Below are 26,508 nucleotides of genomic sequence, written 5' to 3' on the forward strand. Positions count from 1 at the left end.
AGCCAGCCCCAGGGGCGAGCTCGTCCTTCGACTAGGTGTTGTGCGCTAAGTTCCCGCCCGTCGCGCCGGCCCAGGGCCGGCGAGTCCCGGACGCCGGGCAAAAAAAGGGGCGGATCGCTCCGCCCCTCGTTTCGTCACTGATGCGAATCGGATCAGTTGTTGATGCCGAAGCTGAGCATGAAGCCCTGCGTGGTCACCGACTCGTTGCGCACGCCACGGTTGCCGCCGAACGAGGCGGCCATCGACGGCGCGATGGTGTCGATGCGGGTGTCGTAGCCGTTGCCGCGCTGAACCTGGTAGCTCAGGTTGATCGTCGCCGGCTGGCCGCCGAACACGAAGCGGTGGCCGATGCCGAAGCTCAGCGCTTGCTGGCGGACGCTGATGTCCTCGGTGATGCCGTGATCCACCGCGATCAGGGTCGCGCCGGTGTTGTCGACCAGGGCCGAGTGGTAGCCGCGGACGCGATCACCGCTCGCCTGGGCGTGCTGCAGGTCGCCGGTCAGGTAGAACGACTTGAATTCCTGGTCGTAGCGAACGCCGATGAGGAAACCGTATTCATTGAAGGACGAGATGTCGACGCCCCGGTCGGTGAACGGTGCGCCCAGCGGCACATTGTTGATCTTGCGCTCGTCCTGCAGCTTCATGCGGCGCACGCCGGCATACGGGCTGAAAGTCACGGTCTCGGTCGCCTTGAAACCCCAACCGGCAACGAGGTCGACGTTGTTGTGGTCGACGCGGGTAGCCAAGCTGGCGCTGGCCAGGCAGTACGGGATCGCGGCTTCGAACGGCACGCCGCAGGGCGGCGCCGGAATGGCGCGCGTATCGGTCTGGACGGTCGTGTTGGTCAGCGAGTCACGCGACACGCTCAGCTCGATGAAGAGCGGATTGTCGAAACGATAGCCCAGGGTCAGGCCCACGTTGCGGCCCGAACCGTAGTCCGTGGTGCGCGTGCGCAGCGACGGGTAGTCCATCGAGAACGGGATCGCGGAGTCGTCCGCGTTCTGCACGCCGGCTTCGAGGCTGCCGTAGAAGTGCGAATTGGCGGCGGATGCCGACGAAGCGGCGAGGCTCAGGCCAAGAGCAGCGAAAACGCTAAGGGTCAGTTTCTTATGGTTGATCATCGGAGCAAATATCCTTGGTTTCGTATTTTTTGGATCATTCAAGAAAAAGGGCGGATGTCTCCGCCCTTCCTCCCCCTGGTCGGCGCCAGAAATTAGTTGTTGATGCCGAAGTTCACGAAGATGCCACGCGCCTTGGCGGAAGCATTGTTGCTGCCCAAAGCATTGGGGGCATAGTCATTGTTGTTGGTGATACGCGTATCCAGGCCATTGGCATAGGCTTCCTGGTAACCCAAAGTCACCTTGGCCTGCTGGCCGCCGAACAGGAAGCGCTTGCCGATGCCGAGGCGGAACATACGGTTGTTCACGCCGCGGCGCTCGGTGATGAAAACCTCGGCGTCATCGACGGTGGCGCCGTCATTCATGTGGAAGCGGTGATCGCGGATGCCGCGGGTGCGATCGTCGCTCGCGTGTGCGTACTGCAGCTCGCCCGAGATGAAGAAGTGGGTGAAGTTCTGCTCGTAGCGGGCACCGGCGACCCAGCCGATGTCGCTGAAAGACGTGAAGTCGGTGACGCTGTCGTTGAAACCGGGAATGTAGCGGTATTCGACGAGACGGCGCTCGTTGTACTTCATGCGGCGCATGCCAGCGTACGGGCTGAGCTTGATGGCCGGCGTCAGGTCGAAATTCCAGCCGGCGATCAGATCCTGATTGCGCGAGGTATAGCGACGCGTGATTTCCGCGCGGTTGAAGCAATCGTTGAACAAGCCGAGCGTCGGGGAGATATCGCAGGGGCCGGCGGTGTTGGCGACGCCAGGGCCAGAGATCGCGCTCTGGTCGAGGTGGGAATTGGTCTGGCTGAATTCAATGAACAGCGGCGAGCTCAACTGGAAGCCGAGTTTCAGGTTACGGATATTGCCGTCGCCCAGATCGGTACGGGACACCGGGAAGCTCGGCTGACCGTTGTCGTAAGAAAAAACGACATCGCCGCCCGAGTTCGAGCTCAAGCGTCCGAACTCGACGCTACCGTAGAACTTCGGACCGGCCATCGCCGTGGAAGCGAGAAGGGACAAGCCGACCGCGCTGGCAAGCTGGAGGCGACGGATGGCGTTTTTCTGGGTAGCAGTCTTCATCTTGGCAAATCCTCTGGATCGTCGAACGAAGTAACGCCCCTCGTACGGGGGCACCGTGGCGAATTAACGGAATATTTGCGAATGACAGGACATTAACGCGGCCGGGACCAAATTCCTACTGGTTCAGCGCAGATTTAGCCCAATTTTGCACAAAACCGCCCGTCCCGAGGGGTCCAACCCGGGTGCGACGGTCGAAAACCATTGAATTGACTAGGAAATGACCAGCACGGCCGAAGGCCGGCGCCGGCGAGAGGCTCAGCCGCCGGTCTTGATGCCGGGGGCCGCCTGGACGTTGCGGGCAAAGTATTCCGCGGTCTGGGCCGGGACTTTGCCGATGGCCACCACGCGGCGACCGCCCTGCCAGACCGAATGGGCGTTCACGGCGCCGCGCCGCATCGCCGACTGACCGGCCTGATTGGCGGGCATGGGCTCGATGTAGACCGACACACTGGCGAGCCCGTCGCTGTAAAGAAGCTGGACCGAATCGCCGAGCCGGCGACCGGCTCGCAGGGCGAAGCCCGGGGGCGGAGCAACAACGCGCCAGCCCGGATCCGAGTCCTTGCCTGGGCTCAGAGTCTGGATACGACGCAGGCCCTGCTCGGTCGAGGGGCGCAGGTCGATCGGATCGGGAACGACCCCCAATTGCAGGTCGGTGAAGACCATCTGCTCCAGCGGCTGGCCGTTTTCGCCCATCAGCGCCATGCGCAGTGGCAAGGCGGTTTCCTTGTCCAGCCAGAGCCGGTGTCCGTAACGCCAGTTGTCGCGAGCCTGGATATCGATGATCTGCGCATCGCGATTGGCGACACGCCCCACCGAGCCGAGCTTGGCCCGGTAGCCGTCGAGACTGGCCGCCATGGCGAATTGCTCGGCGGGATTCCAGCGACCGCCAGTATCGGCGTCGTAGCCCACCGGCCCCAAGCCCGTGCCGATGCACATCACGAGCTTGTCATCCTGGATCACTTCCCGTCGCGGGCCGGTCAGCGCGACCAGGCGCATGCGCTCGATGCCGCCCTCGAAGGCGTGGAAGATTCCGAGGGTTTCCATGTGCGCGCCGGACACCATGACCAGGGTGCCCTGGTAATTCTGTTCGGTCAGGGCCGGTCCGATGCGCTGCAACCAGTCTTCGGCCCCCTTGCCCCACAGGCCGGTGACCCAGGACTTCGCGTCCTGATACCAGCGCGCCGGCGCCGAGGGTTCGTCCGCCCAGGCGGGCTGAGTCAGACTTGCGGCCATCAAGAGGGCGAGCAGGCGGGGCTTCACTGCTTCGCGTCTCCGTTGTCATCCTGATTGGCGGCGTTGGGATCGTTAGCGACCACATCGACGTAAGGGACGAATCCGCTGAGGCCGTCATCGCTCATCATCTGGTTGTGGCGGACGAGATAGGCCTCGAGCGCGGGATCATTGCTCGCGCCGGACAACGGCGAGCGCGGCCAGGCCTTGCTGCCGGCCGCTTCGACCAACGGGAAGTCCGCAGGCGACTGTCCGCCCGTGCTCGCAACCACTGGGGCCGACGAGGTCGGCGGCGCCGGGGTGCCGCGATCGGTTGCAACCGGAACCTCGACGGTGGCGCCCGACGAGGTCGCGTCAGTGCTATCGACCGCGACCAGATCCGCAGACGCAGGCGTGGCATTGACGGGCAGCGCCGGCACGACCGGCACTTGGACATCGGCGACCGGCACGGTCGCCGGCGTTGCGGGCGCTCCCAGCCATTGCGGCACAAGGGCAAGCGCGAGCAATCCGACCGAGGCCGCCACCGCCCATGCGATGAGCGGTCGCCAGGCCCGACGCGACGGCGCCGCTTCGACGGCGAGCGCAGCCGCGATGTCGTCCGGCAAGGTTGCGCGCATCGGTCGCAGTGGCTGCCCTTTCAGGCAGGAAGACGCGACCTGCATGCGCTCCCAGAGCGCGCGCAAGGGCGGCTCGTTCGCCAGGCGCCGCTCGAGGAAACGGGCCTCGTCGGCTGTCAGCTCGCCATCCATGTAGGCACTGAGCTGTTCGCGGAGTGTTTGGTCGAGGGTTGTCATGGGCGTACTCGTTCGCTGTCCATCAAGGGGCGCAAGCGGGCGTCAATCGCCTCGCGGGCGCGGAAAATTCGCGAGCGCACGGTGCCGATGGGGCAATCCATCGTCTCGGCGATCTCTTCGTAACTCAGGCCATCCATTTCGCGCAGGGTGATCGCCTGGCGAAGTTCTTCGGGAAGTTCGGCGACGGTGTCGCTGACTTCGCGGGCGATTTCCTGGCGAAGCATTTCGTGCTCCGGCGTGTCGTGGTCGTGCAGGCGCTGGGCACCGGTGAAGTGTTCGGCCTCGTCCGCCTCGATATCCGAGGTGGGGGGGCGGCGTTTCATGGCGACGAGGTGGTTCTTGGCGGTATTCACGGCAATCCTGTAGAGCCAGGTGTAGAACTGGCTGTCGCCGCGGAAATTGCCGATCGCGCGATAGGCGCGGATGAAACTTTCCTGCGCGATGTCCTGGCTCTCGGCATAGTCGGGCACGAAGCGACCGATGACGGCGCCGATCCGGTGCTGGTACTTGCGCACCAGCAGATCGAAAGCCGACTTCTCGCCACGCTGTACACGCTTGACCAGTTCCAGGTCCAGTTCGTTCTCGCCCATCAGGGCCGCTACTCCATGCAGCCGACGGGGCCGCTCGAAAGACCGTGGTCTCGGGAAAAAGTTCAGGGGCTCGTGCAAACTCGTTGACCGCGCCACACCCTGCCCCGATGATACGGCCATCCCACCCTACCCTGACGTATGGAACCGCCATGTTCGACGGTCTTCGCCTTGCCCACTGGAAACCCGAGCGCCGCCCCGACGGGTTTCTGATCCTCACGCTCGATCGCGCCGACGAAAACGTGAATGCGCTCTCGCGCAGCGTCATCGACGAGCTCGATTCGATGCTCGAACGCATCGCCCTGGATCTGCCGAAGGGCGTCGTGATCCGTTCGGGCAAGGCCGCGGGCTTCATTCCCGGCGCCGACATCAAGGGCTTCGAAGCGATCGCCGCGAAAGGCCAGACCGAAGACTGGATCCGCCGCGGCCAGCTGATTTTCCAGCGCCTCGCGGAGTTGCGCTGCCCCACCGTCGCCGCGATCCACGGCCATTGCATGGGCGGCGGTACCGAAATCGCGCTGGCCTGCCGCTATCGCGTCGCCAGCAATGACGAGAAAACGCGCATCGGCCTGCCCGAAATCAAACTGGGCATCTATCCGGGCTGGGGCGGCAGCGTGCGCCTGCCGCGTCTGATCGGTGCGCCTGCGGCGTTCGACCTGATGCTCACGGGCCGCGCCCTGTCGGCAACGTCGGCGCGCGCCATGGGCCTGGTCGACAAGGTCGTCGAACCCTCGATGTTGCTGGAAACCGCGCTCGGTCTCCTGCAGCGCGGTGCAAAACGCCCGCTCAAACAGCGCTTCCTGGCCTGGGCGACGAACACCTGGCTGGCGCGCCAGATTCTCGCGCCGCAGATCACCAAGGCAACGGCCCGCAAAGCCCGCAAGGAGCACTACCCCGCTCCCTACGCCCTGATCACGACCTGGCAACGCACGGGCGGCCAGCCGATCCATGCCGCGCTGAAGGCGGAAGCGAAATCGGTGGTGAAGCTGTCGCAGACGCCGACCGCGCACAACCTCGTGCGCATTTTCTTCCTGATGGACCGCCTCAAGGGTCTGGGCGGAAAGGAACACGGCATCACGCACGTGCACGTCATCGGCGCCGGCGTGATGGGCGGCGACATCGCGGCCTGGTGCGCCCTGCGTGGTTTCGACGTGACCTTGCAGGACCGGGAGATGCAGTACGTGCAGCCGGCGATGGACCGCGCCGAGAAGCTGTTTGAGAAGAAGGTCAAGAACGAGGCCAAGCGCGCGGCAACGGCGGCGCGTCTGGTCGCCGACGTCGAGGGCACCGGCGTGGCCAAGGCCGACCTGGTCATTGAAGCGATCTTCGAGAATCTCGACGCCAAACGCGCGCTCTACGCCAAGCTCGAAGAAGAGATGAAGCCCGATGCGCTGCTGGTCTCCAACACCAGCTCGATCCCGCTGACCGACCTGCGCGCGAACCTGAAGAAACAATCGCAGTTCGCCGGCCTGCACTATTTCAATCCGGTCGCACTGATGCCGCTGGTGGAAATCGTCAAGCACGATTTCATGGCGCCGGAAGTCGAGCGTCGCCTCGCCGCCTTCTGCCGCGCGATCGATAAGTTGCCGGTGCCGGTCGCCGGTACGCCGGGTTTCCTGGTCAACCGCATCCTCGCGCCGTACATGCAGGAAGCGATCATCGCGTTCAGCGAAGGCATTCCCGGCGCCGTCATCGACAAGGCGGCGCTGAAGTTCGGCATGCCGATGGGTCCGATCGAACTGGTCGACACCGTCGGTCTGGACGTCGCCGCCAGCGTCGGCCGCATCATGGCCGACTTCCATGGCCAGACACTGCCCGATGCATTCAAGGTCGAGCCGGGCAAGCGCGGCAAGAAAGACGGCCAGGGCCTGTACAAATGGGAGAACGGCCGCGCGGTGAAACCCGAGGTTCCGGCCGGCTACCAGGCTCCTTCCGATCTCGAAGAGCGCCTGATCCTGCCGCTGATCAACGAAGCCGTGTCCTGTCTGCATGACGGCGTCGTCGCCGATGCGGACCTGCTCGATGCCGGCGTGATTTTCGGCACCGGTTTCGCGCCTTTCCGTGGCGGCCCGATCGCGTACGTGAAATCCGTCGGTGCCGCGAAGCTCAAGTCGCGACTCGAAGAACTGAGCGTGCGCTACGGCGATCGCTTCAAGCCACGCCAGGGCTGGGACGCGCTGTAGTCAGGCGCATCGCCGACGTCTAGTCGGCGAGAAATGCTTCCAGAGCCGACGAATAGTCGGCCTGGGCCGAGATGTCGTTGTGCCCGGCTTCGGGCACCACGACGACCTCGGGCCGCTGCGTGAAACTGGCGACCAGCGCATCGGAATTTCCGCGCGGAATCACCCGATCCTTCGCTGCGATCAGGACGAGGGTCGGCATCGCCAGGGCGGGCGCCCGCCGCCAGGATTCGTACTTGTCCTTCAGCAACAGTCCGATCGGAAACAGCGGGTACTTGCCCTGCGCGACCTTGGCGATGCTGTCGTAAGGCGTGACCAGCACCAGGCGATGAACCGGACGATGCGCCGCGACATACGTCGCCACGCCTGAGCCCAGACTCCGGCCCATGACCACGACCTGGGCATGATCGACGCGAATCCGGTCGAACTCGATCAGCGCATCGGCGTACAAATCCTTTTCCGTCGGCATGCCCGGGTTGCCGCTATAGCCCCGATACGGAATCAAATACACGGTGATCTCCGGCAGCGTGCTGCGGAAAAAATCCGCATTGCGCTCCACCGCTTCGCCGTTGCCGCCGAAATACAGCAGGGCGCGTGGCTTTCCCGGATTGACGGCCCAGCCGTGCAGGGTCAGGCCATTCGACGTCACCGAGAACGAGGGCGCTTCGACGGCAGCGGCGCGCGTCGGGAAATACAGCAGCGAACGCTGCTTCGAGTACAGCAACCCCGCCAACGCCAGGTACAGCAGCACCGCGATCACCAGCACGATGATCAGCAAGCGGCGCAGCAGCATCCACACGACCGAACGCGTGGTCACCTCGGCTTCGCTCATCGGATGCGATTCCGGCCGTGCGCCGGGCTCATTCCTCGCAGCTCTTCAGCTTCAGGCGCTGCCCCGGTCGCAGGGCGTAGTCCGGCCCCTTGATGCGGTTCTCGCGGGCGAGCGCGGCGAGATTGCAGCTGTGCTCGCGTGCGATCGCCATCAGGCTGTCGCCGCGACGCACGCGATAGTCGCGTGGCTTCTTGCGGGACGTCGCCGACTGTCGCGCCACGGACGCCTGCGCGCCGGCCAGCGGTGCGCTGGCATCGACCGGATTGTTCGGGCTCGCCGCGTACGCGGGAACGATGTACTTGTTCGCGCGCATCAGCGTCGACGCCAGTTCGGCGCGCGGACCCTGTGTGCAGTTGTTCTTGTACAGGGCCGTCACGCGTTTGGGCGCTCGCAATACCGTGCCGGCGAAAATCGTCGCACCCGGCTCATAGCGCGGATTGAGATTGCGCAGCACGCGGAACCAGCCGTCGCGGCTGCCCCCGTTGCCCAGGCAGATCGTCAGTTCGTTGATCGAGGTGTCGCGGGCGAGCGTGAACTGGTCCGGCGTCGTGTCGATCTTCGGGAATTCCAGACCGTATTGCTTCGGATGCAGGAACAGCCACGCCGCTGCGATCACCATCGGCACGTAGTCGCGCGTTTCCGGCGGCAGCTGGCCATAGGCCTCGGGCGACCAGAAACTCTGCCCGCCCGACGCGGCATACAGACGCGCGGCACGGCCTTCGCCGCCGTTGTAGGCCGCGACGGTGTATTCGAGGTTGCGGTTGAGCTCGCGGAAACGCTCGTTGATGTAGGCGGCATTCGCGCGCGCCGCGTATTGCGGATCGAAACGCGTGTCGAAGCCGCTGCTGTCCTTGCCCAATCCGAAACGCATGCCGGTGCCGTACATGAACTGCAGCGGTCCGCTGGCGCCAGCACGGGAAACGGCATGCACCTTGCCACCCGATTCCTTCGCCATGATGCCGAACAGCAGCGCTTCCGGCAGCCCAGCCTTCTCGTACTCGGGGTACATGAGGTAGCGCATGTACTGGTAGTTTTCCCAGGCATCGATGAGGAACGCGCGCTGCGTGGTCAGCCACTCGCGGATGCCAGCCTGGACCGGCTCATTCATCTGCACCATCTGGTCGAACGCATGGTCGTTGCGCAACAACTGCATCGTGCGCGCCGCTTCCGGGGAGTTGGCAACGACCGGCGAAATCATGTGATCGGGATCGGCCCCGGTCTCGCCCTGTGCGGTCACCTCGGGCGCCATGCCCTGCTCCTTGAGCAGGATTTCGTAGGTGGTGATGACGCGCGTGGGTTCGCAGCCCTTCTGCTTGAGGCACTGCTGGGCGAGGTCCTCGATATCCTCGAGCGCCTTGCTCATGCGCGCCATCGCGGTGTCGTCGCCGTTCTGCAGTTGCACCTGCGCCTCGCGATAGCGCTGGCTGGCGGCATCCATCTGCTGGTAGAGCGGCTGGAACTTGTCGGTGCGGGCGGCGTTCGCGGCGCCCGAGCAACCCAGGCCGATGGCCAGAGCGAAAAATAGGGAGTTTCTGAATGCGGGCATCTTGCTTCCTTACTGGAAAAGCAGGGTATCGGTTCCGGTCCACTGACGGCAACCGTTTCGCGGCTGCAGCCAAGGCCCTATGATCGGTTCATCTTCGGAGGCCCCATGAGCGAAATCCTTGTCGGCAAAGGTGATATCCCGGTTTACCTGCTGGGTAAATATGGCAACCGTCACGGTCTGATCGCCGGCGCGACCGGCACCGGCAAGTCGGTATCGCTGATGGTGCTCGCCGAAGGCTTTTCGCGCATGGGCGTGCCGGTGTTCATGGCCGACGTGAAAGGCGACGTCAGCGGCCTGGCGATGCCGGGCGTCACGAATGAAAAAATAACATCTCGCGTGCAGCAGATCGGCATCGAGGGATACACCAATGAAGCCAGTCCGGTCGTGTTCTGGGACCTGTACGGAAAACTCGGCCATCCGGTGCGCACCACGGTGTCGGAGATGGGCCCCACCCTGCTCAACCGCATTCTCGAATTGAACGAAGTGCAATCGGGCGTGCTCGACATCGCCTTTAAGCTGGCCGACGACGAAGGACTGTTGCTGCTCGATCTCGACGATCTGCGCGCCTTGCTCAACTACGTCGCCGAACACAAGAGCGAGATCTCGCAGAAGTACGGCCTGGTCAGCCCGACCTCGGTCGCCGCGATCCAGCGCGCGCTGCTGCGCCTGGAACAGGAAGGCGGCGAAATGTTCTTCGGCGAGCCCGCGCTCGAACTCGCCGACCTCATGCGCCAGGACATGTCGGGGCGCGGCATCATCAACCTGCTCGCCGCCGACCAGCTGATCCTCAAACCGCGGCTGTATTCGAGCTTCCTGCTGTGGCTGCTTTCGGAACTGTTCGAGAACCTGCCCGAAGTCGGCGATCTCGAACAACCCAAGCTCGTTTTCATCTTCGATGAAGCCCACCTGCTGTTCGCCGACTGTCCGCCGGCCCTGCAGCAGCGCGTCGAACAAGTCGTGCGCCTGATTCGCTCCAAGGGCGTGGGCGTGTATTTCTGCTCACAGAATCCCGACGACATCCCCGACGTGATCCTCGGCCAGCTCGGCAATCGCATCCAACACGCGCTGCGCGCCTACACCCCGCGTGACCAGAAAGCGGTGAAAACCGCTGCCGAAACCTTCGTCGCCAACCCCAAGCTCGATGTCGCGAAAGTGATCTCCGAGCTCGCCGTCGGCGAGGCGCTGACCTCGATGCTGCTCGACAAGGGCATCCCGATGCCGGTCGAGCGCGCCTACATCTGTCCGCCGCGCTGCCGCATGGGCGCGATCACGATGGAAGAGCGCGCGGCGGTGCGCGGCCGCAGCCCGGTCGGCGGCAAGTACGACACGGCGGTCAATCGCGAATCGGCCTTCGAAATGCTCAACAAGCGCGCCGACGAAAAAGCTGCGAATCCGGAACCTGCCAAAACCACCGGACGCGCATCCGCCGCGAAACCCGAGGCCGAACCGCCGTCCAAGCTCAACGAATTCCTCTGGGGAACCAAGCGTCGCCAAGGCGCGGTGGAAGCCGCGGCGAAATCGGCGACGCGCACGGTGGCCACCGGCATCGGTCGGCAGATCGTGCGCGGACTGCTCGGCGGACTGCTCGGCGGAAGGCGCTGACCCGCGCTATTCGCCGTCTCGACCCCTGCGACACCGGTGCGGGATGATGTCCGCCTGCCCCGCTCCCCTCTTTCGTGGACCCCTGCCATGCCCATTCAGGCCGCACTGATCAAACCGCTCGTCGATGCGATTCTCGGCCTGGTCGGCCAAGGTCGCGACGTCAAACTCAAACGCGACGCGGCCAAGGCCGTGCGCGAAGCGATCCGCGAGCTGCTGCTCGCAGATCCGAACGAGAACGAGGTCGAGGCCAAGCTCGCCATCGCCAAGGCGGCCGGCATCATTTCGCAGGACGTGCTGCTCGCTGACGAAATGCTGCGCAAGGTCAAGGCCACGCCCAAGCATGCGGCGAGCAAAAGCGTCGGCAAGAAATCGGCGGCCAAACCGGCGTCGGCAAAGCCCGGCACCGCCAAACCAGCGAAAAAAGCTGCGAAGAAACCTGCAAAGAAGTCCTGACGTGTCGCGTTGGCGTCCCCCGTCCGAAGCATCGACCGCGATCATCACGCGCGAGGGTTTCGAGCGGCTGCGCGACGAGCTCAACCATTTGTGGAAGGAAAAGCGCCCTGAAGTGGTGAAAGCCCTGGCCGCCGCTGCGGCCGAAGGCGACCGCTCGGAAAACGCCGAATACACCTACCGCAAGAAACAACTGGGCGAGATCGACCGTCGCGTGCGCTATCTGAGCAAACGCCTGGAATCACTCAAGGTCGTCGACACCTTGCCGGCCGATCGCGAGGCGATCTATTTCGGCGCGCACTTCGAGGTGGAAAACATCGCCAACGGCGAGATCTCGCGCTACCGCATCGTCGGGCCCGATGAAACCGACGCCCGGCTCGGCCTGATCAGCATCGATTCGCCGCTGGCGCGCGCCGCGTTGAAGAAGCGAGCCGACGACGAATTGGAGGCGCTGCTGCCCGGTGGGCTCACGCGCTTCGCTGTTCTTTCGGTGTCGTATTCCTGATCGGGCGGTCGCCAGCGAGCTGGCTCCTAAGGGTGTGTCATCCGCCGATGCCCAGGGTGTCTTCCGCCACCGGCGCGGTCTCCAGATACAGCTTCTGGACCTTGACCTTGGTCTGCTTGGGTTTTTGCGGGACGTAATTCTCGCCCGTCAGTTTGCGCACCTGGGTGATGCGGGCACCGGTCACGCGATTGGTGCTGATCTCGATCGCGTCGTGCTGATTGGTGCGACTGTAGTAGGTGACGTCGTCGCCGATCAGTTGCATGCGATCACTCGCCGCGTCGTAGCGATACCGGTATTTAGAGAAGACCGCCGATGTGCCGCCGGTCAGGTCTTCGATGAGCAGCACGCCCTTGGGCGCGGTCAGCGTGGCGTTCCCCAGCGGGTAGGCGTCGATCTCGCCCAATCCGACGCGACGCAGGCCCTTGCCCTCGCGTACCGCCACGAGCAGGTAGCGCACGTCCTCGCCACGAATCACGGCCGCGGTATCGGCGATGCCGTCCTTGTTGAGATCCGCCTCGAGCTGCGTCTCGATCGTCATGCCCGCGGGTACGAAGACCGGCAGCGCATCGGCGCGCTTGGGAAATTCAACCGCGGCAACCGGGGCGGCGACCGCGAGAGCGGCCACGGACATCAGCACGACAGTGGCAAGGCGCATGAGCAAGACTCCGGGTTTCGCGACGAGGACGAACTATAAGACGGAATCCGGCCGGCGCGCGGGCCGGCGACTCAGGCCTCGACCAGTCCGAACAGATCGTGCTCGTCGGAGCCCATGATGTGCACGTCGACGAACTGACCGGGCTTGAGACCCGCGGACTCGCCATCCTGGATCTGCACCAGGCCGTCGATCTCCGGCGCGTCGGCCATCGAGCGGCCGATTGCGAGCTCGCCATCGATCGAATCGACCAGCACACGCTGCACCGTGCCGACCTTGCGCTCGAGCTTGGCCGTGCTGATCTCGGCCTGCAGCTCCATGAAGCGCGCCAGGCGCTCCTGCTTCACGTCCTCGGGCACCGCATCGGGCAGGTCGTTGGCCTTGGCGCCTTCGACCGGCGAATAGGCGAAGGCACCGACGCGATCGAGCTCGGCCTGGTCGATGAAATCCAGCAGCTGTTCGAATTCGTCCTCGGTCTCGCCGGGGAAACCAACGATGAAGGTGCTGCGGATCGTGATGTCGGGGCATATCTCGCGCCAGCGCTGGATGCGTTCGAGCGTCTTGTCGACGGCGCCGGGGCGCTTCATCAACTTGAGGATGCGCGGACTGGCGTGCTGGAACGGGATGTCCAGGTAGGGCAGCAGCTTGCCTTCGGCCATCAACGGAATGATGTCGTCGACATGCGGATAGGGGTAGACATAGTGCAGGCGCTGCCAGACACCGAGCTCGGACAGACCTTCGCACAAGGCCTTCATGCGCGTCTGGTAGGACTTGCCGCGCCATTCGCGCTCTGCGTACTTCATGTCCACGCCGTAGGCGCTGGTGTCCTGCGAAATCACCAGCAGTTCCTTGACGCCGCCCATGACGAGTTTTTCCGCTTCGCGCAGAACCTCGTCGACCGGTCGCGAGACGAGGTCGCCGCGCATCGAGGGAATGATGCAGAAACTGCAGCGATGATTGCAGCCTTCGGAAATCTTCAGGTACGCATAGTGCTTCGGAGTCAGCTTGATGCCCTGCGGCGGCACGAGATCCAGGAAGGGATCGTGTTTGGGCGGCAATGCCGCGTGCACCGCGTTCATGACCGTGCCGTAGTCCTGCGGACCGCTGATCGACAGCACGCCCGGATGTGCCTCGCGGATCACATCCGCGCGCTTGCCCAGACAGCCGGTGACGATGACCTTGCCGTTTTCGGCGAGCGCCTCGCCGATCGCATCCAGCGACTCGGCGACCGCCGAATCGATGAAGCCGCAGGTGTTGACCACGACCACGTCGGCGTCGTCGTACGTCGGCACGATGTCGTAACCCTCGACGCGCAACTGGGTGAGGATGCGCTCGGAATCGACGAGGGCCTTGGGGCAACCGAGGCTGACGAAACCGACTTTGGGCTGGGACAGGGACATCGATGGCGACCACGGGGAAGGGGCGCGGATTATACCCCTGCCACCGGGCCCGGCCCGGGCGTATGCTTGGACCGGGGCTATCGGGGGGACCGCCATGGCAAGCATCTCGTTGAGCACGCGGCACGGCCGCATTTCGGCCTGGAAAGCGATGCCGCGCATCACGCCGCGCGGCGCGGTGGTCATCGTGCAGGAAATCTTCGGGCTCACCTCGCATATCCGACAGGTCGCGGACCGGTTCGCCAACCACGGCTATGTCGCGGTCGCGCCGGCTCTGTTCGACCTCGTGCACCCTGGCGTCGAGCTGGCCTACGACGAGGCTGGCGTCGCCCGCGGCCGAGAAATCGTCGAGGAGCTGGGCTTCAACGGCGCGCTCGACGGTGTCCGCGCCGCCTACGATCATCTTGAGGCCGATCACAAGGTCGCCATCGTCGGCTACTGCTGGGGCGGCACGGTGGCCTTCCTGGCCAATACGCGTTTCGGTGCGCCGGCGGTCAGCTACTACGGCGGCCGCACGGTGCCCTTCCTGCGCGAACGGCCGAAAGCGCCGCTGATGATGCATTTCGGCGATGCCGATCCGATCATTCCGCCCGAAGATCTGCAGAAGACCCGCGATGCCCAGCCCACCGCCGAGATTCTGGTCTGGCCGGCGGGCCATGGCTTCAACTGCGACCAGCGTGCCGACTACAACGCCGAGGTCGCGCAGCAGGCGATGACCCGTACGCTGAATTTCCTGCAGAAGATCCTGCACTGACCATGCCCGACGCGTTCGATCTCGACGCCCGGCTGGCATCGGATTCCCATTTCGTCGCCGACGGCCCGCTGTCGCAGCTGCGCCTGATCGACGACACGCGATTCCCGTGGCTGGTGCTGGTGCCGCGTCTGGCCGGCGCGAGCGAATGGCTGGACCTGCCCGGCGATGCGCAACGCCTGCTGCTCGCCGAGATCAATCAGGCCGGCCGCCTGCTGCGCGCGAGCGGCCGCTGCGACAAGATCAATATCGGCGCCCTGGGCAATATCGTGCGGCAGCTGCACGTGCATGTGGTCGCCCGCGTCGAGGGCGACAGCGCCTGGCCTGGCCCGGTCTGGGGCTGGGGCTCCATGCAGCGCTTCGGCAACGAGGCCCGCGACGCCCGACTCGCCGAACTGCGCGAAAAACTCTCTTGGGAGCGGACCTGACCGCAACGGGATGGATCAGGTGCGCGGCAGCGTGACGCCCGTCTGGCCCTGGTATTTGCCGCCGCGATCCTTGTAGCTGGTCTCGCACATTTCATCGGATTCGAAGAACAGCATCTGCGCCACGCCTTCGTTGGCGTAGATCTTCGCCGGCAGCGGCGTGGTATTGCTGAATTCCAGCGTCACATGCCCTTCCCACTCCGGCTCCAGCGGCGTGACGTTGACGATGATGCCGCAGCGCGCATAGGTGCTCTTGCCCAGGCACACCACCAGGGTCGAACGCGGAATGCGGAAGAATTCCACGGTGCGCGCCAGCGCGAAACTGTTCGGCGGAATGATGCAGACATCAGCCTCGACGTCGACGAAGCTGCTCGGATCGAACGCTTTCGGGTCCACGATGGTCGAGTTGATGTTGGTGAAGATCTTGAACTCGCGCGCGCAGCGCACGTCGTAGCCGTAGCTGGACGTGCCGTAGGACACTATGCGATGGCCGTCGGCCGCGTGCTTGACCTGGCCAGGCTCGAACGGGGAAATCATGCCCTGCTGTTCGGCCATGCGACGGATCCACTTGTCGGACTTGATGCTCATGCGTTTTCCGGAGTCTTGGGTTGATTGGAAGGCAGACGGCGGCGCGGCCACAACAGCCAGACCACGATCAGGTTCACCAGCAGCACGCTGAAGGTGCCCCAGCTGGGGCCCTTGATGAAATAGTAGAGCTCGAACGGCACGTACATGCCCGAAGAAATCAGGCCCAGCCAGCGCGCCCAGTCGCGCGTGAACCACAGGCCGTAAGCCTCGACGAAACGCAGCAGCGCGTAGATCGACGCGGCGAGGCTAAGCAGGCCATGTTCGTCGTCCGCGGCATGCAGGAACGCGAGGAACTTGCGCGGTGCGCCCAGTGTGGGATCCAGGTCGAGCAGGCGCAGCAAGGACACGCCACCGTTCTCGAGCACATGGCTGTGGGCGCTGAGGATGCCCAGGGTGATCGCGATGATCACCACGCCCTTGAAGATGTCGATGCAGGCGACGATGCGCAGGCGGCGACGCGGAGTGAGTTCGATCTTCTTCATCGGGTCGCCCCGGCCGCGACCGGCGTCGCCGGCCAGCGGTAGTGGCCGACCTGGCGCCAGTCGAACAGCACGTCTTCCTCGCGCGCGCCGGCGCCGATGTTGTGCACGACCAGCGGCCGGCCGCCGAACAGGCTGCGGCGCGCGGACACCACGCCGATGTGCGCCAGACCATTGGGCAGGCGCCAGCTGACGATGTCGCCCGGCCGATAGTCGGCGGCCCGATCGGAGACGGCCAGCGATTGCGCGCGGCGAGCGAAATAGCGTTCGAGATTGGGGACGCGACGATGGTCGATGTTGCTGTCGGGCTTGCTCAGGCCCCACAGGCGCGGATAGACGGCGAAATTCGCGCGCATGTCCTCGTGCACGAGACGTTGCAGGTCCACGCCTTTCGCACGCAACGCACGGATCACGACATCCGAGCACACGCCGCGGTCCATCGGCACGTCGCCGCCCGGATAGGCCAGCCGCACATAGGCCGGGTCATAGCGCAGGGTCACGCCGACCTGCGCCTGGGCGGCCTGGGCGAGTGCGGTCGCGCCCGCGCAGGGCGCAAAGAGCGCGACGAGCGCGAGCAGCACGCCTGGGGGTCGGGAAGCGCGCATCTCAGGTGTTCTGGATGACGATGTTGGGGAAGGCGATCGACTTGTTCTTCGCCTGCTGCGACAGGCGCGCCGCCGCCTGGCGCGCGATCGAACGGTAGCTGCGCGCGATGTCCGACTCCGGCTGCGCCACCACGGTCGGTGCGCCGGCATCGGCCTGTTCGCGGATCGCGATGTCCAGCGGCAGCGAACCCAGCAACGGAACACCGTATTGCGCAGCCATCTTCTCGCCGCCGCCGGCACCGAAGACATGTTCGGCGTGGCCGCAGTTCGAGCACACATGCACGGCCATGTTCTCGACGATGCCAAGCACCGGCACTTCGACCTTCTCGAACATCTTCAGCGCCTTCTTCGCGTCGAGCAGGGCGATGTCCTGCGGCGTGGTCACGATGATCGCGGCCGACACCGGCACGCGCTGCGCGAGCGTGAGCTGGATATCGCCGGTGCCCGGCGGCAGGTCGATGATCAGGTAGTCCAGTCCCTGCCAGAGCGTCGTGGTCAGCAACTGCTGCAGGTACTGCGTGGTCATCGGGCCGCGCCAGATGGTCGGCGTGTCCTCGCCCAGGAACAGGCCGATCGACATCGCCTGCAGGCCATGGCTGAGCTTGGGCTGGATGTTCTTGCCATCCGGACTTTCCGGTTTGCCCTGCAGGCCGAGCATCATCGGGATGCTGGGGCCGTGGATGTCCGCATCGAGGATGCCGACCTGCGCGCCTTCGGCCGCGAGCGCCAGGGCCAGGTTCACGGCGGTCGTGGACTTGCCGACGCCGCCCTTGCCCGAGGCGACGGCGATGATGTTCTTCACTTCCGGCAGCGGCGTCAGGTCTTTCTGGACACGGTGGGCGCTGATCCGCGTGCCGATCGCGACTGTGACGGCCTCGACGCCGGGCAAGGCGCCGACGACCTGCCGGACCTGCGCTGCGAGCGTCTCGTGCCAGCTTGCCGCCGGATAGGCCAGCTGCAGCTCGACCGCGACCTTGCCGCCGTCCACACCGACGCCGCGCACGGACTGGGCGCTGACAAGATCGGTCTGGACATGCGGATCGATGACCTGCGCGAGGGCGGAACGTACAGCGTCGGGGCTCAGGCTCATGCGAGGGGGTCTGATAGCGAGGCGCGAATTGTACCCTCAAGCCCGTGACCGAGGCCTTGCAGCCCGTCCGACTACGGCCCGGCCCCCGCCGTCTGCGATAATCGGCGCATGAAACCCGCCCCCGCCCTCGTTACCACCGCCCTTCCCTACGCCAACGGCCCGCTGCACCTGGGCCACCTGGTCGGCTACATCCAGGCCGACATCTGGGTCCGCGCGCGCCGCCTGGCCGGCGGCGGCGTGCATTTCGTCTGCGCCGACGACGCCCACGGCACCCCGATCATGCTCGCCGCGGAAAAGGCCGGGCAGACCCCGGAAGACTTCATCCGCGCGATCCAGGTCGGGCACGAGCGTGATTTTGCCGACTTCGGCGTCGCCTTCGACCACTACCATTCGACGCATTCGGAAGAAAACCGCGCGCTCGCCACCCTGATCTACACGCGCCTGCGCGACGGCAGCCACGGCGAGAAGGTCATCGCCCGGCGTTCGATCCAGCAGTTGTTCGACCCGATCAAGCAGATGTTCCTGCCCGACCGCTACATCAAGGGCGAGTGCCCGAACTGCGGCAGCCCCGACCAGTACGGCGACAACTGCGAAGTCTGTGGCAAGGCGTACTCGCCGACCGACCTGAAGAATCCGCGCTCGGTGGTCTCGGGCGCAACGCCGGAATTGCGCGACTCCGAGCATTATTTCTTCGAGCTCGGCAAGTTCGAAACCTTCCTGCGCAGCTGGCTGACCGGCGAAGTCGCGCACAGCTCGGTCAAGGCCAAGCTCGGCGAATGGCTCGAAGGCGGCTTGCGCGACTGGGACATTTCCCGCGACGCGCCGTATTTCGGCTTTCCCATTCCCGACGCACCCGGCAAGTTCTTCTATGTCTGGCTCGATGCGCCGATCGGCTATCTCGCCAGCTTCCGCGCGTACTGCGACGCCAACGGCGGCGATTTCGCCGCGTACACCGACGCCACGCGCAACGCCGCCGGCGAAACCGAGATGCATCATTTCCTCGGCAAGGACATCATCAATTTCCACGGCCTGTTCTGGCCGGCGATGCTGCACGGCGCCGGCTTCCGCACGCCGACCAAGCTGCACGTCAACGGCTACCTGATGGTGAACGGCGCGAAGATGTCGAAATCGCGCGGCACCTTCATCATGGCGCGTACCTTCCTGGACGTGGGGCTGAACCCGGAGACGCTGCGCTATTACTTCGCCGCGAAATCCGGCGCGGGCGTCGACGATCTTGATCTCAACCTCGAGGACTACACGGCGCGCGTGAATGCCGACCTGGTCGGCAAGTTCGTCAACATCGCCAGTCGTTGCGCGGGCTTCATCGGCAAGCGCTTCGACGGTCGGCTCGCGGCAACGCTGCCGGACCCGCCGATGTACGCCCGTTTCGCCGCTGCATTGCACGAGGTGCGCGATTTCTACGCTGCCGGCGAATTCAATCTGGCCATCCGCCACGTGATGACGCTCGCCGACGAAGCCAACCGCTACATCGACGAAAAGAAACCCTGGGTCATCGCCAAGCAGGAAGGCGCCGACGCCGAACTGCAGGCTGTCTGCTCGCAGGGCCTGAATCTGTTCCGCGTGCTCGCTGCCGGTCTCAAACCCGTGCTGCCGACCCTCTGCGCGCGTGCCGAAGCGTTCCTCAACGCGCCCGTCGCGCACTGGGACGACGTCGCGCAACCACTGACCGCGCACGTGATCGCCCCGTACGAGCCCCTGCTCACCCGCATCGACCCCCAACAGATTGAAGCCATGATCGACGCCTCGAAAGAAACCCTCAAACCCGCCGATGCCGCCGTAGGAGCGACCCCGGTCGCGACCACGGCAGGCGTGCCGGCGGCTGTCGCGACCAAGGTCGCTCCTACAGGCACGGCGGGCGCGGTGATCGGCATCGACGACTTCGCCAAGCTCGACCTGCGCGTGGGCAAGGTGCTCGAGTGCGCCTTCGTCGAAGGCTCCGACAAGCTGCTGCGTTTCCGGCTCGATGCCGGCGACCTGGGCGAGCGGCAGATTTTCTCGGGCATCCGCGCCGGCTATCCGGAACCGGAAAAACTGCTCGGGCGCCACGTCGTGTTCATCGCCAATCTCGCACCGCGGAAGATGCGCTTCGGCGTCTCCGAAGGCATGATCCTGTCCGCGGGTGGCGACGACGGCCTGTTCCTGCTCGACGTCGATGCCGGTGCGATGGCGGGCATGACCGTCAAATAACGGCAGGCCATGACCGATCTGCTGCTCCTCTTCCTCGGCGCTGCCTTCGTCAACCAACTCGTGTTGGTGAAACTGTTCGGCCTGGCGCCGTTCGTAGGCGCGTCGCGGACGCTCGAGGCGGCGCAGGGCATCGCCGTCATGACCGGGATCGTGCTGACGATTTCGGCCGTGTTGAACTGGGGCCTGCAGCAGGGCCTGCTCGCGCCGCTCGGACTGGCGCATCTGCGCATCCTGGTCTTCCTCGTCGTGATCGCCGCGGTCGCCTGCGGCTGCGATCTCGCCCTCGCCCGTCGCCGTCCGCCACAGCATCGCGCGCTCGGTGCCTATCTGCCGCTGGTGCTCGCCAACTGCATGCTGCTAGGCGTCGCACTGGTCGACGCGCAGACGGCGCGTTCCCTGCTGGCCACGCTCGTCCATGCGCTCGGAGCGGCCTTGGGTTTCGCCGTGGCGCTGGTGTTATTTTCGGCAATGCGCGAGCGCCTGGAGACAGCGGACGTGCCGGTGGCGTGGCGCGGCCTGCCGATCGTCTTGACGACAGCCGGCCTCCTGTCGCTGGCCTTCCTGGGCTTTGCCGGCATGATCCACGACACATGAGCCTGACCGCACTCGCGCTGGCGATGTTCCTCCTGGCGATGCTGGGCTTCCTCGCGAGTCGTTGGATCGGTCGCGCACCGCCGCTCGGAACCGACGCGGTCCCGCTGGACGAACAGATCAACCGCCTGCTGCCGCAGACGCAATGCGGACAATGCGATTTCGCCGGTTGCCGTCCTTACGCCGAAGCGATCGCGCGTGGCGACGCCGACATCAATCGCTGCCCGCCCGGTGGCGACGCCGGCATCCGCGCGCTGGCGCTATTGCTCGGACGCGAACCGAAACCGCTCGATCCCGCGCACGGCATCGAAAAACCGCCGGTGGTCGCTTTCATCCGCGAAGCCGAATGTATCGGCTGCACCAAATGCATCCAGGCCTGTCCGGTCGACGCGATCATCGGCGCGCCCAAACTCATGCACACCGTGCTTGCCGATCTGTGCACCGGCTGCGAGCTGTGCATCCCGCCCTGCCCGGTCGACTGCATCGATCTGATTCCGCCGCGCCGCCATCCGGGCGCGACGGCGGTCCGCTACAGCCTTTCGACCTTGTAACCCTTGGCCTTGAGCTGGGCGACCAGTCCCTCGCGGCCGAGCAGGTGCAAGCTACCGACTACGACCAGGGTGTCGGTCTCGGATTCCTGATCGAGCATCGCGTGGATCTTCGGCAACCAGGCGTTGTTGCGATCGACGTCGATGCGCTGATACAGGCCCGGGTACTCGGCCTTGAACTTCGCGCCCATCTCGGCGTAGAGCGCCTTGTCATTGCCGGCTCGCCACTGTGCATGCAGCCTGTCGATTTCGGCCTTGAAGTCATCGGCGGTATCCAGCGCTTCGGCCAGGGCCTGCTGCTGTTCCTGGGCACTCATGCTGTCGAGGGCGGCGATCTGTTCGTCGGCGGTTTCCAGGCCGAGCGTGGCCTTGTTCGCTTCGGCGGCGCGCGCCATCAAATGCCGGTCCAGACCCTGCTTGGGATCGAGGCCGGCCTGCTGCATCTCCATCGAACTGATCACCAGCGACATGAACCAAGGTTCCAGACGATCGTAGTTGGCCAGATTGAGATCGTGCTTGCTCGCGTAGGCCTGCAGCTGGGCGAATTCCGCCGGGGTCATCTGCTGCTGCAAGGACGTGCCGGCCGGCAACACGGCCGCCATCATCATTTTTTGTACCAGCATCGGCGACTGCAGCTCTTCGGGCGACAACTCGAACGCGACGCGTTCAGCATCGGCGAACGCCGCTTCGACCGAGTCCGCGAGCGGATAGTCGTCGGGCTTCAGCGCATGGAACGAGCCGAGCAGATAAACCGAATTGTTACCGTCACTGACTTTCCACAGCAAAGGCTTCGGCGGTTTTGCCTGCACGCACGAGCAGCACAGCGCCAGCAGCACCAGCGGCAAAAGTTTTTTCATGGTTCTCTTCATTGAGCGACCGCCGCGCCGAGCTTGCGGGGTTTCTTTTCGCCGGCGGTGATCGCCAGGTCCAACCGGTTCGACAAGGGCGGCATCGGACAGGTGGAGTAAGGCGTGAACGCGCAGGGCGGGTTGTAGCCCTTGTTGAAATCGACCACCGTCGTGCCATCGGCGCCGGGATAGTCGGCATAGAGGAAGCGCGCCGCGGCATAGCTCTCGTGGCCGCTGGTGCGGTCGGCATAGATCAGGAACAACTGATGGTCGCCTTCATCCACTGCCTCGAGCGTGTACGACTTGCCGTCCTTCTCGAAGGTGACCGTGCCGGGATTGTCCATCGGCTCGACCTGGCTGAGGATGTTGACGATGTCGATCTTCTGGCCGGCCGGGTGCGGCGTGAATTTGGCCTGGAAGCGGAAGCTCTGGTCGATCGGGAAATAGTCGATGCCGGTGAACCCCGTGCGCGTCGCCGCCATCGCATTGCGCACGCGCATCGCATAGCGGCCGCCGCGTTTGATCACGATGAAACTGGCGTCGCCCTGGTTGAAGCCCACCACGGTCGGTCCGGCATCCGGACCGGCGTCGGCATCCGACACCAGCCGGGTCGGCCCGGTTGCGGGCACGCCATCGATGGTCACGCCGGCATCGCTTTCCGGACGGAAGCTCAGCGTGCCGTCCTTGGTCAGGGTCAGCATGCCCAGCAGGGACGGGCCCACGGCCAGCGGCGTGTTGAATTTCGGATTCGTGCCCACGCGCGACGTGCCGACTTCGATCCAGTGCATGCCTACCAGTGACAGCCAGCCGTCGACTTTCTGCAGTCGCTGCACGCGCTCGTTGCGCCAGTCGCGGATGGTTTTCTCGTAGGCCTGCTTGGCAGCCGTGGCAGCCGGATCGGCCGTCGCGACGGTTTCGTCCTTGCCGCAGGCGGCGAGCAGGACGGTGGCGGCCAGGGCCGCGGTCAGGATCAGTTTGCGCATCGGCTAGCGTCCCCGCAGGAAAAGTTTGTCGAGTTCGGATTTGGACAATTGCACCCAGGTCGGACGGCCATGATTGCATTGTCCGGAGCGTTCGGTGGACTCCATGTCGCGCAACAGTGCGTTCATCTCGGGGATCGTCAGACGCCGGTTGGCGCGCACCGAGGTATGGCAGGCCACGGTAGACAGCAGTTCGTTGCGCGCCTGCTCGATGACGCGGCTGCTGCCGTGCTCGCGCAGATCGTTGAGCACGTCGAGCACCAGGGCCTTCGGATCCAGGTCGGCCAGCAGCGCGGGCACCGAGCGCACGCTCAACGCCTGCGGACCGGAGCGCCGCAGTTCGAAGCCCAGTGCCGCGAGTGCGCCGGCGAATTCCTCGGCGATATCCGCCTCGCGCTCCGCCACCGCCAGGGCCAGCGGCACGAGCAAGGGCTGCGCGCGGATGCCCTCGCCGTCTTGCGCCTGCTTGAGGTGCTCGTAGGTGATGCGCTCGTGCGCCGCGTGCATGTCCACGAGTACGAGGCCGTGTTCGTTTTCGGCGAGTATGAAAATGCCGTGCAACTGCGCCAGCGCGAAACCCAAGGGCGGCGCCGTCGCCTCGTTCGCGGCGGGCCACTGGGTGGAGCCGACGGGAATCGGCTGCGAGCTCGACCCGCCGCCGCGATACAGGGCCGCGTAATTCGCGACGGCCTCGCCGCCGCCGAGCGGCAGATTCATCGCACCCTGCGGCGCCGTCTGCCAGGACCCGTAAGACGACGTCGCCTCGCCTACCGCAAACGCCGGCTCGGAGAGCGCATTCGCGCCGGCGCGCGTGCCTGCGAGGGCTTCATGCAAGGTCTTGAACACGAAATCGTGCACCAGGCGTCCGTCGCGGAAACGCACCTCGTGCTTGGCCGGATGTACGTTCACGTCCACACGCCGCGGATCGAGTTCCAGGAACAGCACGAACGCCGGATAGCGGCCATGGAACAACACGTCCGCATACGCCTGGCGCACCGCGTGCGCGACCACCCGGTCTTTCACCGCGCGGCCGTTGACGTAGAAATACTGCTGGTCGCCGCTCGAACGCGACGCCGTCGGCAAGCCGACCCAGCCATGCAGACGCAGGCCGGCGACGCCGTGGTCGATCGTCAGGCAGTTGCCGACGAATTCCTGTCCCAAGGCTTCGGCAACGCGCTTGAGCTGCTCGTCTTCCGCGACCACCGGCCGGTAGTGTTTGGCGAGCTTGCCGTTGTGCGACACGCGCAATTCCACCTGGGGCCGAGCGAGCGCGAGGGAGCGCAGCCATTCCTCGACGTGGCCGAACTCGGTGCGTTCGGCGCGCAGGAATTTGCGCCGCGCCGGCACGTTGTAGAACAGATCGCGTACTTCGATCGTCGTGCCGGTCGGATGCGGATGCGGCTGCACGTCGCCGGTCTTGCCGCCTTCGATGTCCAGACGCGCACCGTGCTCGCTGCTCGGGGTTTTCGAACTCAGGGAAAACCGGCTGACGGACGCGATCGAAGGCAGGGCCTCGCCGCGAAACCCGAGGGTCGCGACCTGTTCGAGGTCATCGAGCGAGCCGATCTTGCTGGTCGCATGGCGCGATACCGCCAGCGCGAGATCCTGTGCCGCGATGCCGCCGCCGTCGTCGCGAATGCGGATGAGGCGGATACCGCCCTCCTCCAGATCGATGTCGACGCGCCGGGCGCCGGCATCGAGGGCGTTCTCGACCAGTTCCTTGACCACGGAGGACGGACGTTCGACCACTTCGCCGGCGGCGATCTGGTTGATGAGGGTGTCGGGAAGCTGACGGATCGGCACGGCTTTGGCGGTCTCCAAAGCCGGAATCATAGCAGCGGCGCCGTGCCGCCCCGGGGGCCGCCCTTACTCGGGCGCCGAAGCGATCAGCGGGATCTTCAGGCGCTCGCCGACGCGCACGCGGTCGGTGTGCTTGTTGTTGGCTTCCCGCAGCGAATTGACCGGCACGCCGTGCTGGGCGGCGATCAGGGTCAGGGTCTCGCCGCGGCTGACCACGTGCTGGCGGGTGGCGGAGCGCACCGGCTTGTCCGGCACCGAAGCCAGGACCGTTTCGCCGTCCGCCTGCTGGGCGGCGTACCAGGTGCCCGGCGGCGGCTGGTCGGTGAAGTACTGGCGCACGCCCGAGGCGATCGCGCTCGCGAGGCGGCGACGATAGTCGGGATCGTTGAGCTTCTTTTCTTCGCCCGGATTGGTGATGAAGCCGGTTTCGACCAGCATCGAGGGCACGTCCGGCGAGCGCAGCACGACGAAATTCGCCCGCTCGACGCCGGCCTTGTGCGCCTTGCCGACATTCTTGAGCGAGGCGAGCACCTGGCTGGCGATATCGTCGGACGCGCGCATGGTCGCGCTCTGCGACAGGTCCAGCAGCACTGCGGACAGATTGCGATCCTTGTCGTCGAGCGACACGCCGCCGACCAGATCGGCCGCGTTTTCCTTGTCCGCGAGCCAACGCGCGGCCTGCGAAGACGCACCGCGCGTGGACAGCACATACACCGAGGCACCGGACGCGGAATTGTTCAGCGCGGCATCGGCGTGGATCGAGATGAACAGGTCCGCCTGCGCGCGGCGCGCGATCATGTAGCGGTCCTGCAGCTGTACGAAGCTGTCGCCTTCGCGGATCAGCACGGCCTTCATGCCCGGATCGGCATCGATCTGGCGCGCGAGTTCGCGGGCGACGGCGAGAGTCACCACTTTTTCGTTCAGACCGCTCGGGCCATGGGCACCGGGGTCCTTGCCGCCGTGGCCGGCATCGATGGCGACGATCAGCTCACGCTGGCTGCCGCCGATGACGTCACGCAGGGTCCGCGCCGGCGCGGCGCGCGGCACCACCGGTTCCCGCGGTTCCAGCACCGGTGCAACGACCACCGGGGCTGGCGTAGACGGAGCCACCGATGGCGGAGACGAGACCGCCATCGATGTCTGCTGCGAAGGGACGATCGGCCGGGCTTTCGCCCCCGGCGGCGTCAGGTCCAGCACCAGCCGGCTGCCGCCGCCCTCGCGCTCGAGCCGGCCCTGGGCCGTGACCGTGCGACCGAGTTCGAAAACAATGCGCAGGGTGTCGGGCGTGGGTTTGCCGGTGCGGACATTGGTGACCACGCCGTTGGCGGCGGGCGCGCCATAGCGGCCATCGAGGCGGCCGCCCTGGATGTCCAGGACCAGGCGCTCGGGGTTCTGCAGGGTGAAATACTTGTATTCGACCGGGCCGGACAGGTCAACGACCGCGCGCGTGCCCAGGTCGTTTTCCATGAGCTTAACCGCACGCAGGTCCGCCGCCGACGCCGCCGAAACCGGCAACGCAAGCGCAGCGAACAGCGTGATCAAGGACGGCATCGGGCGCATGGCCGGGATTGAAGCACCCGTTTGATCGGATTGCAAGGGCTTTTCCCTTCAAAATCCGCGACCTGGCCG

26 protein-coding genes are annotated in these 26,508 nt (G+C 65.4%); 9 read left to right on the top strand and 17 right to left on the bottom strand.

All coding sequences use genetic code 11. The annotated features are described in order from the left end of the window. Positions 1–152: 152 nt before the first annotated feature. The 5 genes from G467_RS0100805 to rpoE all read right to left on the bottom strand — a co-directional run bounded on the left by G467_RS0100805 (position 153) and on the right by rpoE (position 4,805). A complete protein-coding gene (locus G467_RS0100805) occupies positions 153–1,121 on the bottom strand; it encodes an outer membrane beta-barrel protein (protein WP_022967834.1) in 969 nt (322 codons plus the stop codon). A gap of 92 nt (positions 1,122–1,213) precedes the next feature. Further along, the gene (locus G467_RS0100810) at positions 1,214–2,191 is read right to left on the bottom strand and encodes a hypothetical protein (protein WP_022967835.1); all 978 of its coding nucleotides are present in this window, start codon (positions 2,189–2,191) and stop codon (positions 1,214–1,216) included. Positions 2,192–2,446: 255 nt separating this feature from the next. After that, on the bottom strand, positions 2,447–3,451 hold the full coding sequence (locus G467_RS0100815; RefSeq protein ID WP_022967836.1) for a MucB/RseB C-terminal domain-containing protein: 1,005 nt from the start codon (positions 3,449–3,451) through the stop codon (positions 2,447–2,449). Continuing rightward, positions 3,448–4,215 (bottom strand): sigma-E factor negative regulatory protein, encoded by a 768-nt coding sequence (locus G467_RS0100820; protein WP_022967837.1) that lies wholly within the window; start codon positions 4,213–4,215, stop codon positions 3,448–3,450. The genes G467_RS0100815 and G467_RS0100820 overlap by 4 nt, the downstream gene beginning before the upstream one ends. Continuing rightward, on the bottom strand, positions 4,212–4,805 hold the full coding sequence (rpoE, locus tag G467_RS0100825; protein WP_022967838.1) for an RNA polymerase sigma factor RpoE: 594 nt from the start codon (positions 4,803–4,805) through the stop codon (positions 4,212–4,214). The genes G467_RS0100820 and rpoE overlap by 4 nt, the downstream gene beginning before the upstream one ends. A 149-nt stretch (positions 4,806–4,954) precedes the next feature. Between rpoE and G467_RS0100830 the strand changes: the two genes are divergently transcribed. Continuing rightward, positions 4,955–6,985 (top strand): 3-hydroxyacyl-CoA dehydrogenase NAD-binding domain-containing protein, encoded by a 2,031-nt coding sequence (locus G467_RS0100830; RefSeq protein ID WP_022967839.1) that lies wholly within the window; start codon positions 4,955–4,957, stop codon positions 6,983–6,985. 19 nt (positions 6,986–7,004) lie between these two features. On the opposite strand, the gene G467_RS0100835 is transcribed toward G467_RS0100830, so the two are convergent. Then, positions 7,005–7,814, bottom strand: a complete 810-nt coding sequence (locus G467_RS0100835; protein ID WP_022967840.1) for an alpha/beta hydrolase — start codon at positions 7,812–7,814, stop codon at positions 7,005–7,007. A 28-nt stretch (positions 7,815–7,842) separates the two neighbouring features. Next, positions 7,843–9,360 carry a lytic transglycosylase gene (locus G467_RS0100840; RefSeq protein ID WP_022967841.1) on the bottom strand — a complete coding sequence of 506 codons (1,518 nt, stop codon included), beginning with the start codon at positions 9,358–9,360 and terminating at the stop codon, positions 7,843–7,845. 105 nt (positions 9,361–9,465) lie between these two features. Here G467_RS0100840 and G467_RS0100845 point away from each other — a divergent pair, with 105 nt between their 5' ends. From G467_RS0100845 to greB, 3 genes are all read left to right on the top strand, one after another. Then, complete coding sequence (locus G467_RS0100845) at positions 9,466–10,962, top strand: helicase HerA-like domain-containing protein (RefSeq protein ID WP_022967842.1); 1,497 nt, start codon at positions 9,466–9,468, stop codon at positions 10,960–10,962. An 87-nt stretch (positions 10,963–11,049) separates the two neighbouring features. Further along, a complete protein-coding gene (locus G467_RS0100850) occupies positions 11,050–11,415 on the top strand; it encodes a hypothetical protein (protein WP_022967843.1) in 366 nt (121 codons plus the stop codon). 1 nt (position 11,416) lies between these two features. Next, on the top strand, positions 11,417–11,917 hold the full coding sequence (gene greB, locus G467_RS0100855; protein WP_022967844.1) for a transcription elongation factor GreB: 501 nt from the start codon (positions 11,417–11,419) through the stop codon (positions 11,915–11,917). Positions 11,918–11,954: 37 nt separating this feature from the next. On the opposite strand, the gene G467_RS0100860 is transcribed toward greB, so the two are convergent. Beyond that, entirely contained in the window at positions 11,955–12,572 is a 618-nt protein-coding gene (locus G467_RS0100860) for a hypothetical protein (protein WP_022967845.1), read from the bottom strand. Positions 12,573–12,643: 71 nt separating this feature from the next. Beyond that, on the bottom strand, positions 12,644–13,969 hold the full coding sequence (gene rimO, locus G467_RS0100865) for a 30S ribosomal protein S12 methylthiotransferase RimO (RefSeq protein WP_022967846.1): 1,326 nt from the start codon (positions 13,967–13,969) through the stop codon (positions 12,644–12,646). A gap of 94 nt (positions 13,970–14,063) precedes the next feature. On the opposite strand from rimO, the gene G467_RS0100870 reads away from it, so the two are divergent. Together G467_RS0100870 and G467_RS0100875 are read left to right on the top strand one after the other, a co-directional pair. Then, on the top strand, positions 14,064–14,720 hold the full coding sequence (locus G467_RS0100870; RefSeq protein ID WP_022967847.1) for a dienelactone hydrolase family protein: 657 nt from the start codon (positions 14,064–14,066) through the stop codon (positions 14,718–14,720). Positions 14,721–14,722: 2 nt separating this feature from the next. Then, on the top strand, positions 14,723–15,145 hold the full coding sequence (locus G467_RS0100875; protein WP_022967848.1) for an HIT domain-containing protein: 423 nt from the start codon (positions 14,723–14,725) through the stop codon (positions 15,143–15,145). Between the two features lie 15 nt (positions 15,146–15,160). Here the strand turns inward: G467_RS0100875 and dcd are convergent, their stop codons facing one another. Genes dcd through apbC form a run of 4 tightly spaced genes read right to left on the bottom strand, consistent with a single transcriptional unit; the run spans position 15,161 to position 17,904 of the window. Further along, positions 15,161–15,730 (bottom strand): dCTP deaminase, encoded by a 570-nt coding sequence (gene dcd / locus G467_RS0100880; protein WP_022967849.1) that lies wholly within the window; start codon positions 15,728–15,730, stop codon positions 15,161–15,163. Then, entirely contained in the window at positions 15,727–16,212 is a 486-nt protein-coding gene (locus tag G467_RS0100885) for a DUF2127 domain-containing protein (RefSeq protein ID WP_022967850.1), read from the bottom strand. Before G467_RS0100885 ends, dcd begins: the two co-directional genes overlap by 4 nt. Continuing rightward, positions 16,209–16,814, bottom strand: coding sequence for a DUF1287 domain-containing protein (locus tag G467_RS14915; RefSeq protein WP_081644526.1), 606 nt, complete (start codon positions 16,812–16,814; stop codon positions 16,209–16,211). Before G467_RS14915 ends, G467_RS0100885 begins: the two co-directional genes overlap by 4 nt. Before the next feature lies 1 nt (position 16,815). Beyond that, complete coding sequence (gene apbC, locus G467_RS0100895) at positions 16,816–17,904, bottom strand: iron-sulfur cluster carrier protein ApbC (protein WP_022967852.1); 1,089 nt, start codon at positions 17,902–17,904, stop codon at positions 16,816–16,818. A 108-nt stretch (positions 17,905–18,012) separates the two neighbouring features. Between apbC and metG the strand changes: the two genes are divergently transcribed. From metG to rsxB, 3 genes are read left to right on the top strand one after another with little or no spacing between them, the layout of a single operon-like run. Further along, on the top strand, positions 18,013–20,112 hold the full coding sequence (gene metG, locus G467_RS0100900) for a methionine--tRNA ligase (protein ID WP_022967853.1): 2,100 nt from the start codon (positions 18,013–18,015) through the stop codon (positions 20,110–20,112). Positions 20,113–20,121: 9 nt separating this feature from the next. Beyond that, a complete protein-coding gene (locus tag G467_RS0100905; RefSeq protein WP_022967854.1) occupies positions 20,122–20,706 on the top strand; it encodes an electron transport complex protein RnfA in 585 nt (194 codons plus the stop codon). 23 nt (positions 20,707–20,729) lie between these two features. Next, a complete protein-coding gene (gene rsxB / locus G467_RS14920; protein WP_211214043.1) occupies positions 20,730–21,254 on the top strand; it encodes an electron transport complex subunit RsxB in 525 nt (174 codons plus the stop codon). Here rsxB and G467_RS0100915 read toward each other — a convergent pair. From G467_RS0100915 to G467_RS0100930, 4 genes are all read right to left on the bottom strand, one after another. After that, the gene (locus G467_RS0100915) at positions 21,233–22,108 is read right to left on the bottom strand and encodes a TraB/GumN family protein (protein WP_022967856.1); all 876 of its coding nucleotides are present in this window, start codon (positions 22,106–22,108) and stop codon (positions 21,233–21,235) included. The genes rsxB and G467_RS0100915 overlap by 22 nt on opposite strands. Before the next feature lie 8 nt (positions 22,109–22,116). After that, complete coding sequence (locus tag G467_RS14925; protein ID WP_022967857.1) at positions 22,117–23,082, bottom strand: DUF1684 domain-containing protein; 966 nt, start codon at positions 23,080–23,082, stop codon at positions 22,117–22,119. A 3-nt stretch (positions 23,083–23,085) separates the two neighbouring features. Further along, positions 23,086–24,882 (bottom strand): DNA mismatch repair endonuclease MutL, encoded by a 1,797-nt coding sequence (mutL, locus tag G467_RS0100925; RefSeq protein WP_026802228.1) that lies wholly within the window; start codon positions 24,880–24,882, stop codon positions 23,086–23,088. Between the two features lie 63 nt (positions 24,883–24,945). After that, entirely contained in the window at positions 24,946–26,439 is a 1,494-nt protein-coding gene (locus tag G467_RS0100930; RefSeq protein ID WP_022967859.1) for an N-acetylmuramoyl-L-alanine amidase, read from the bottom strand. Between the last annotated feature and the right edge of the window lie 69 nt (positions 26,440–26,508).

It is taken from the genome of Arenimonas oryziterrae DSM 21050 = YC6267, from assembly GCF_000420545.1.
GTDB lineage: Bacteria > Pseudomonadota > Gammaproteobacteria > Xanthomonadales > Xanthomonadaceae > Arenimonas > Arenimonas oryziterrae.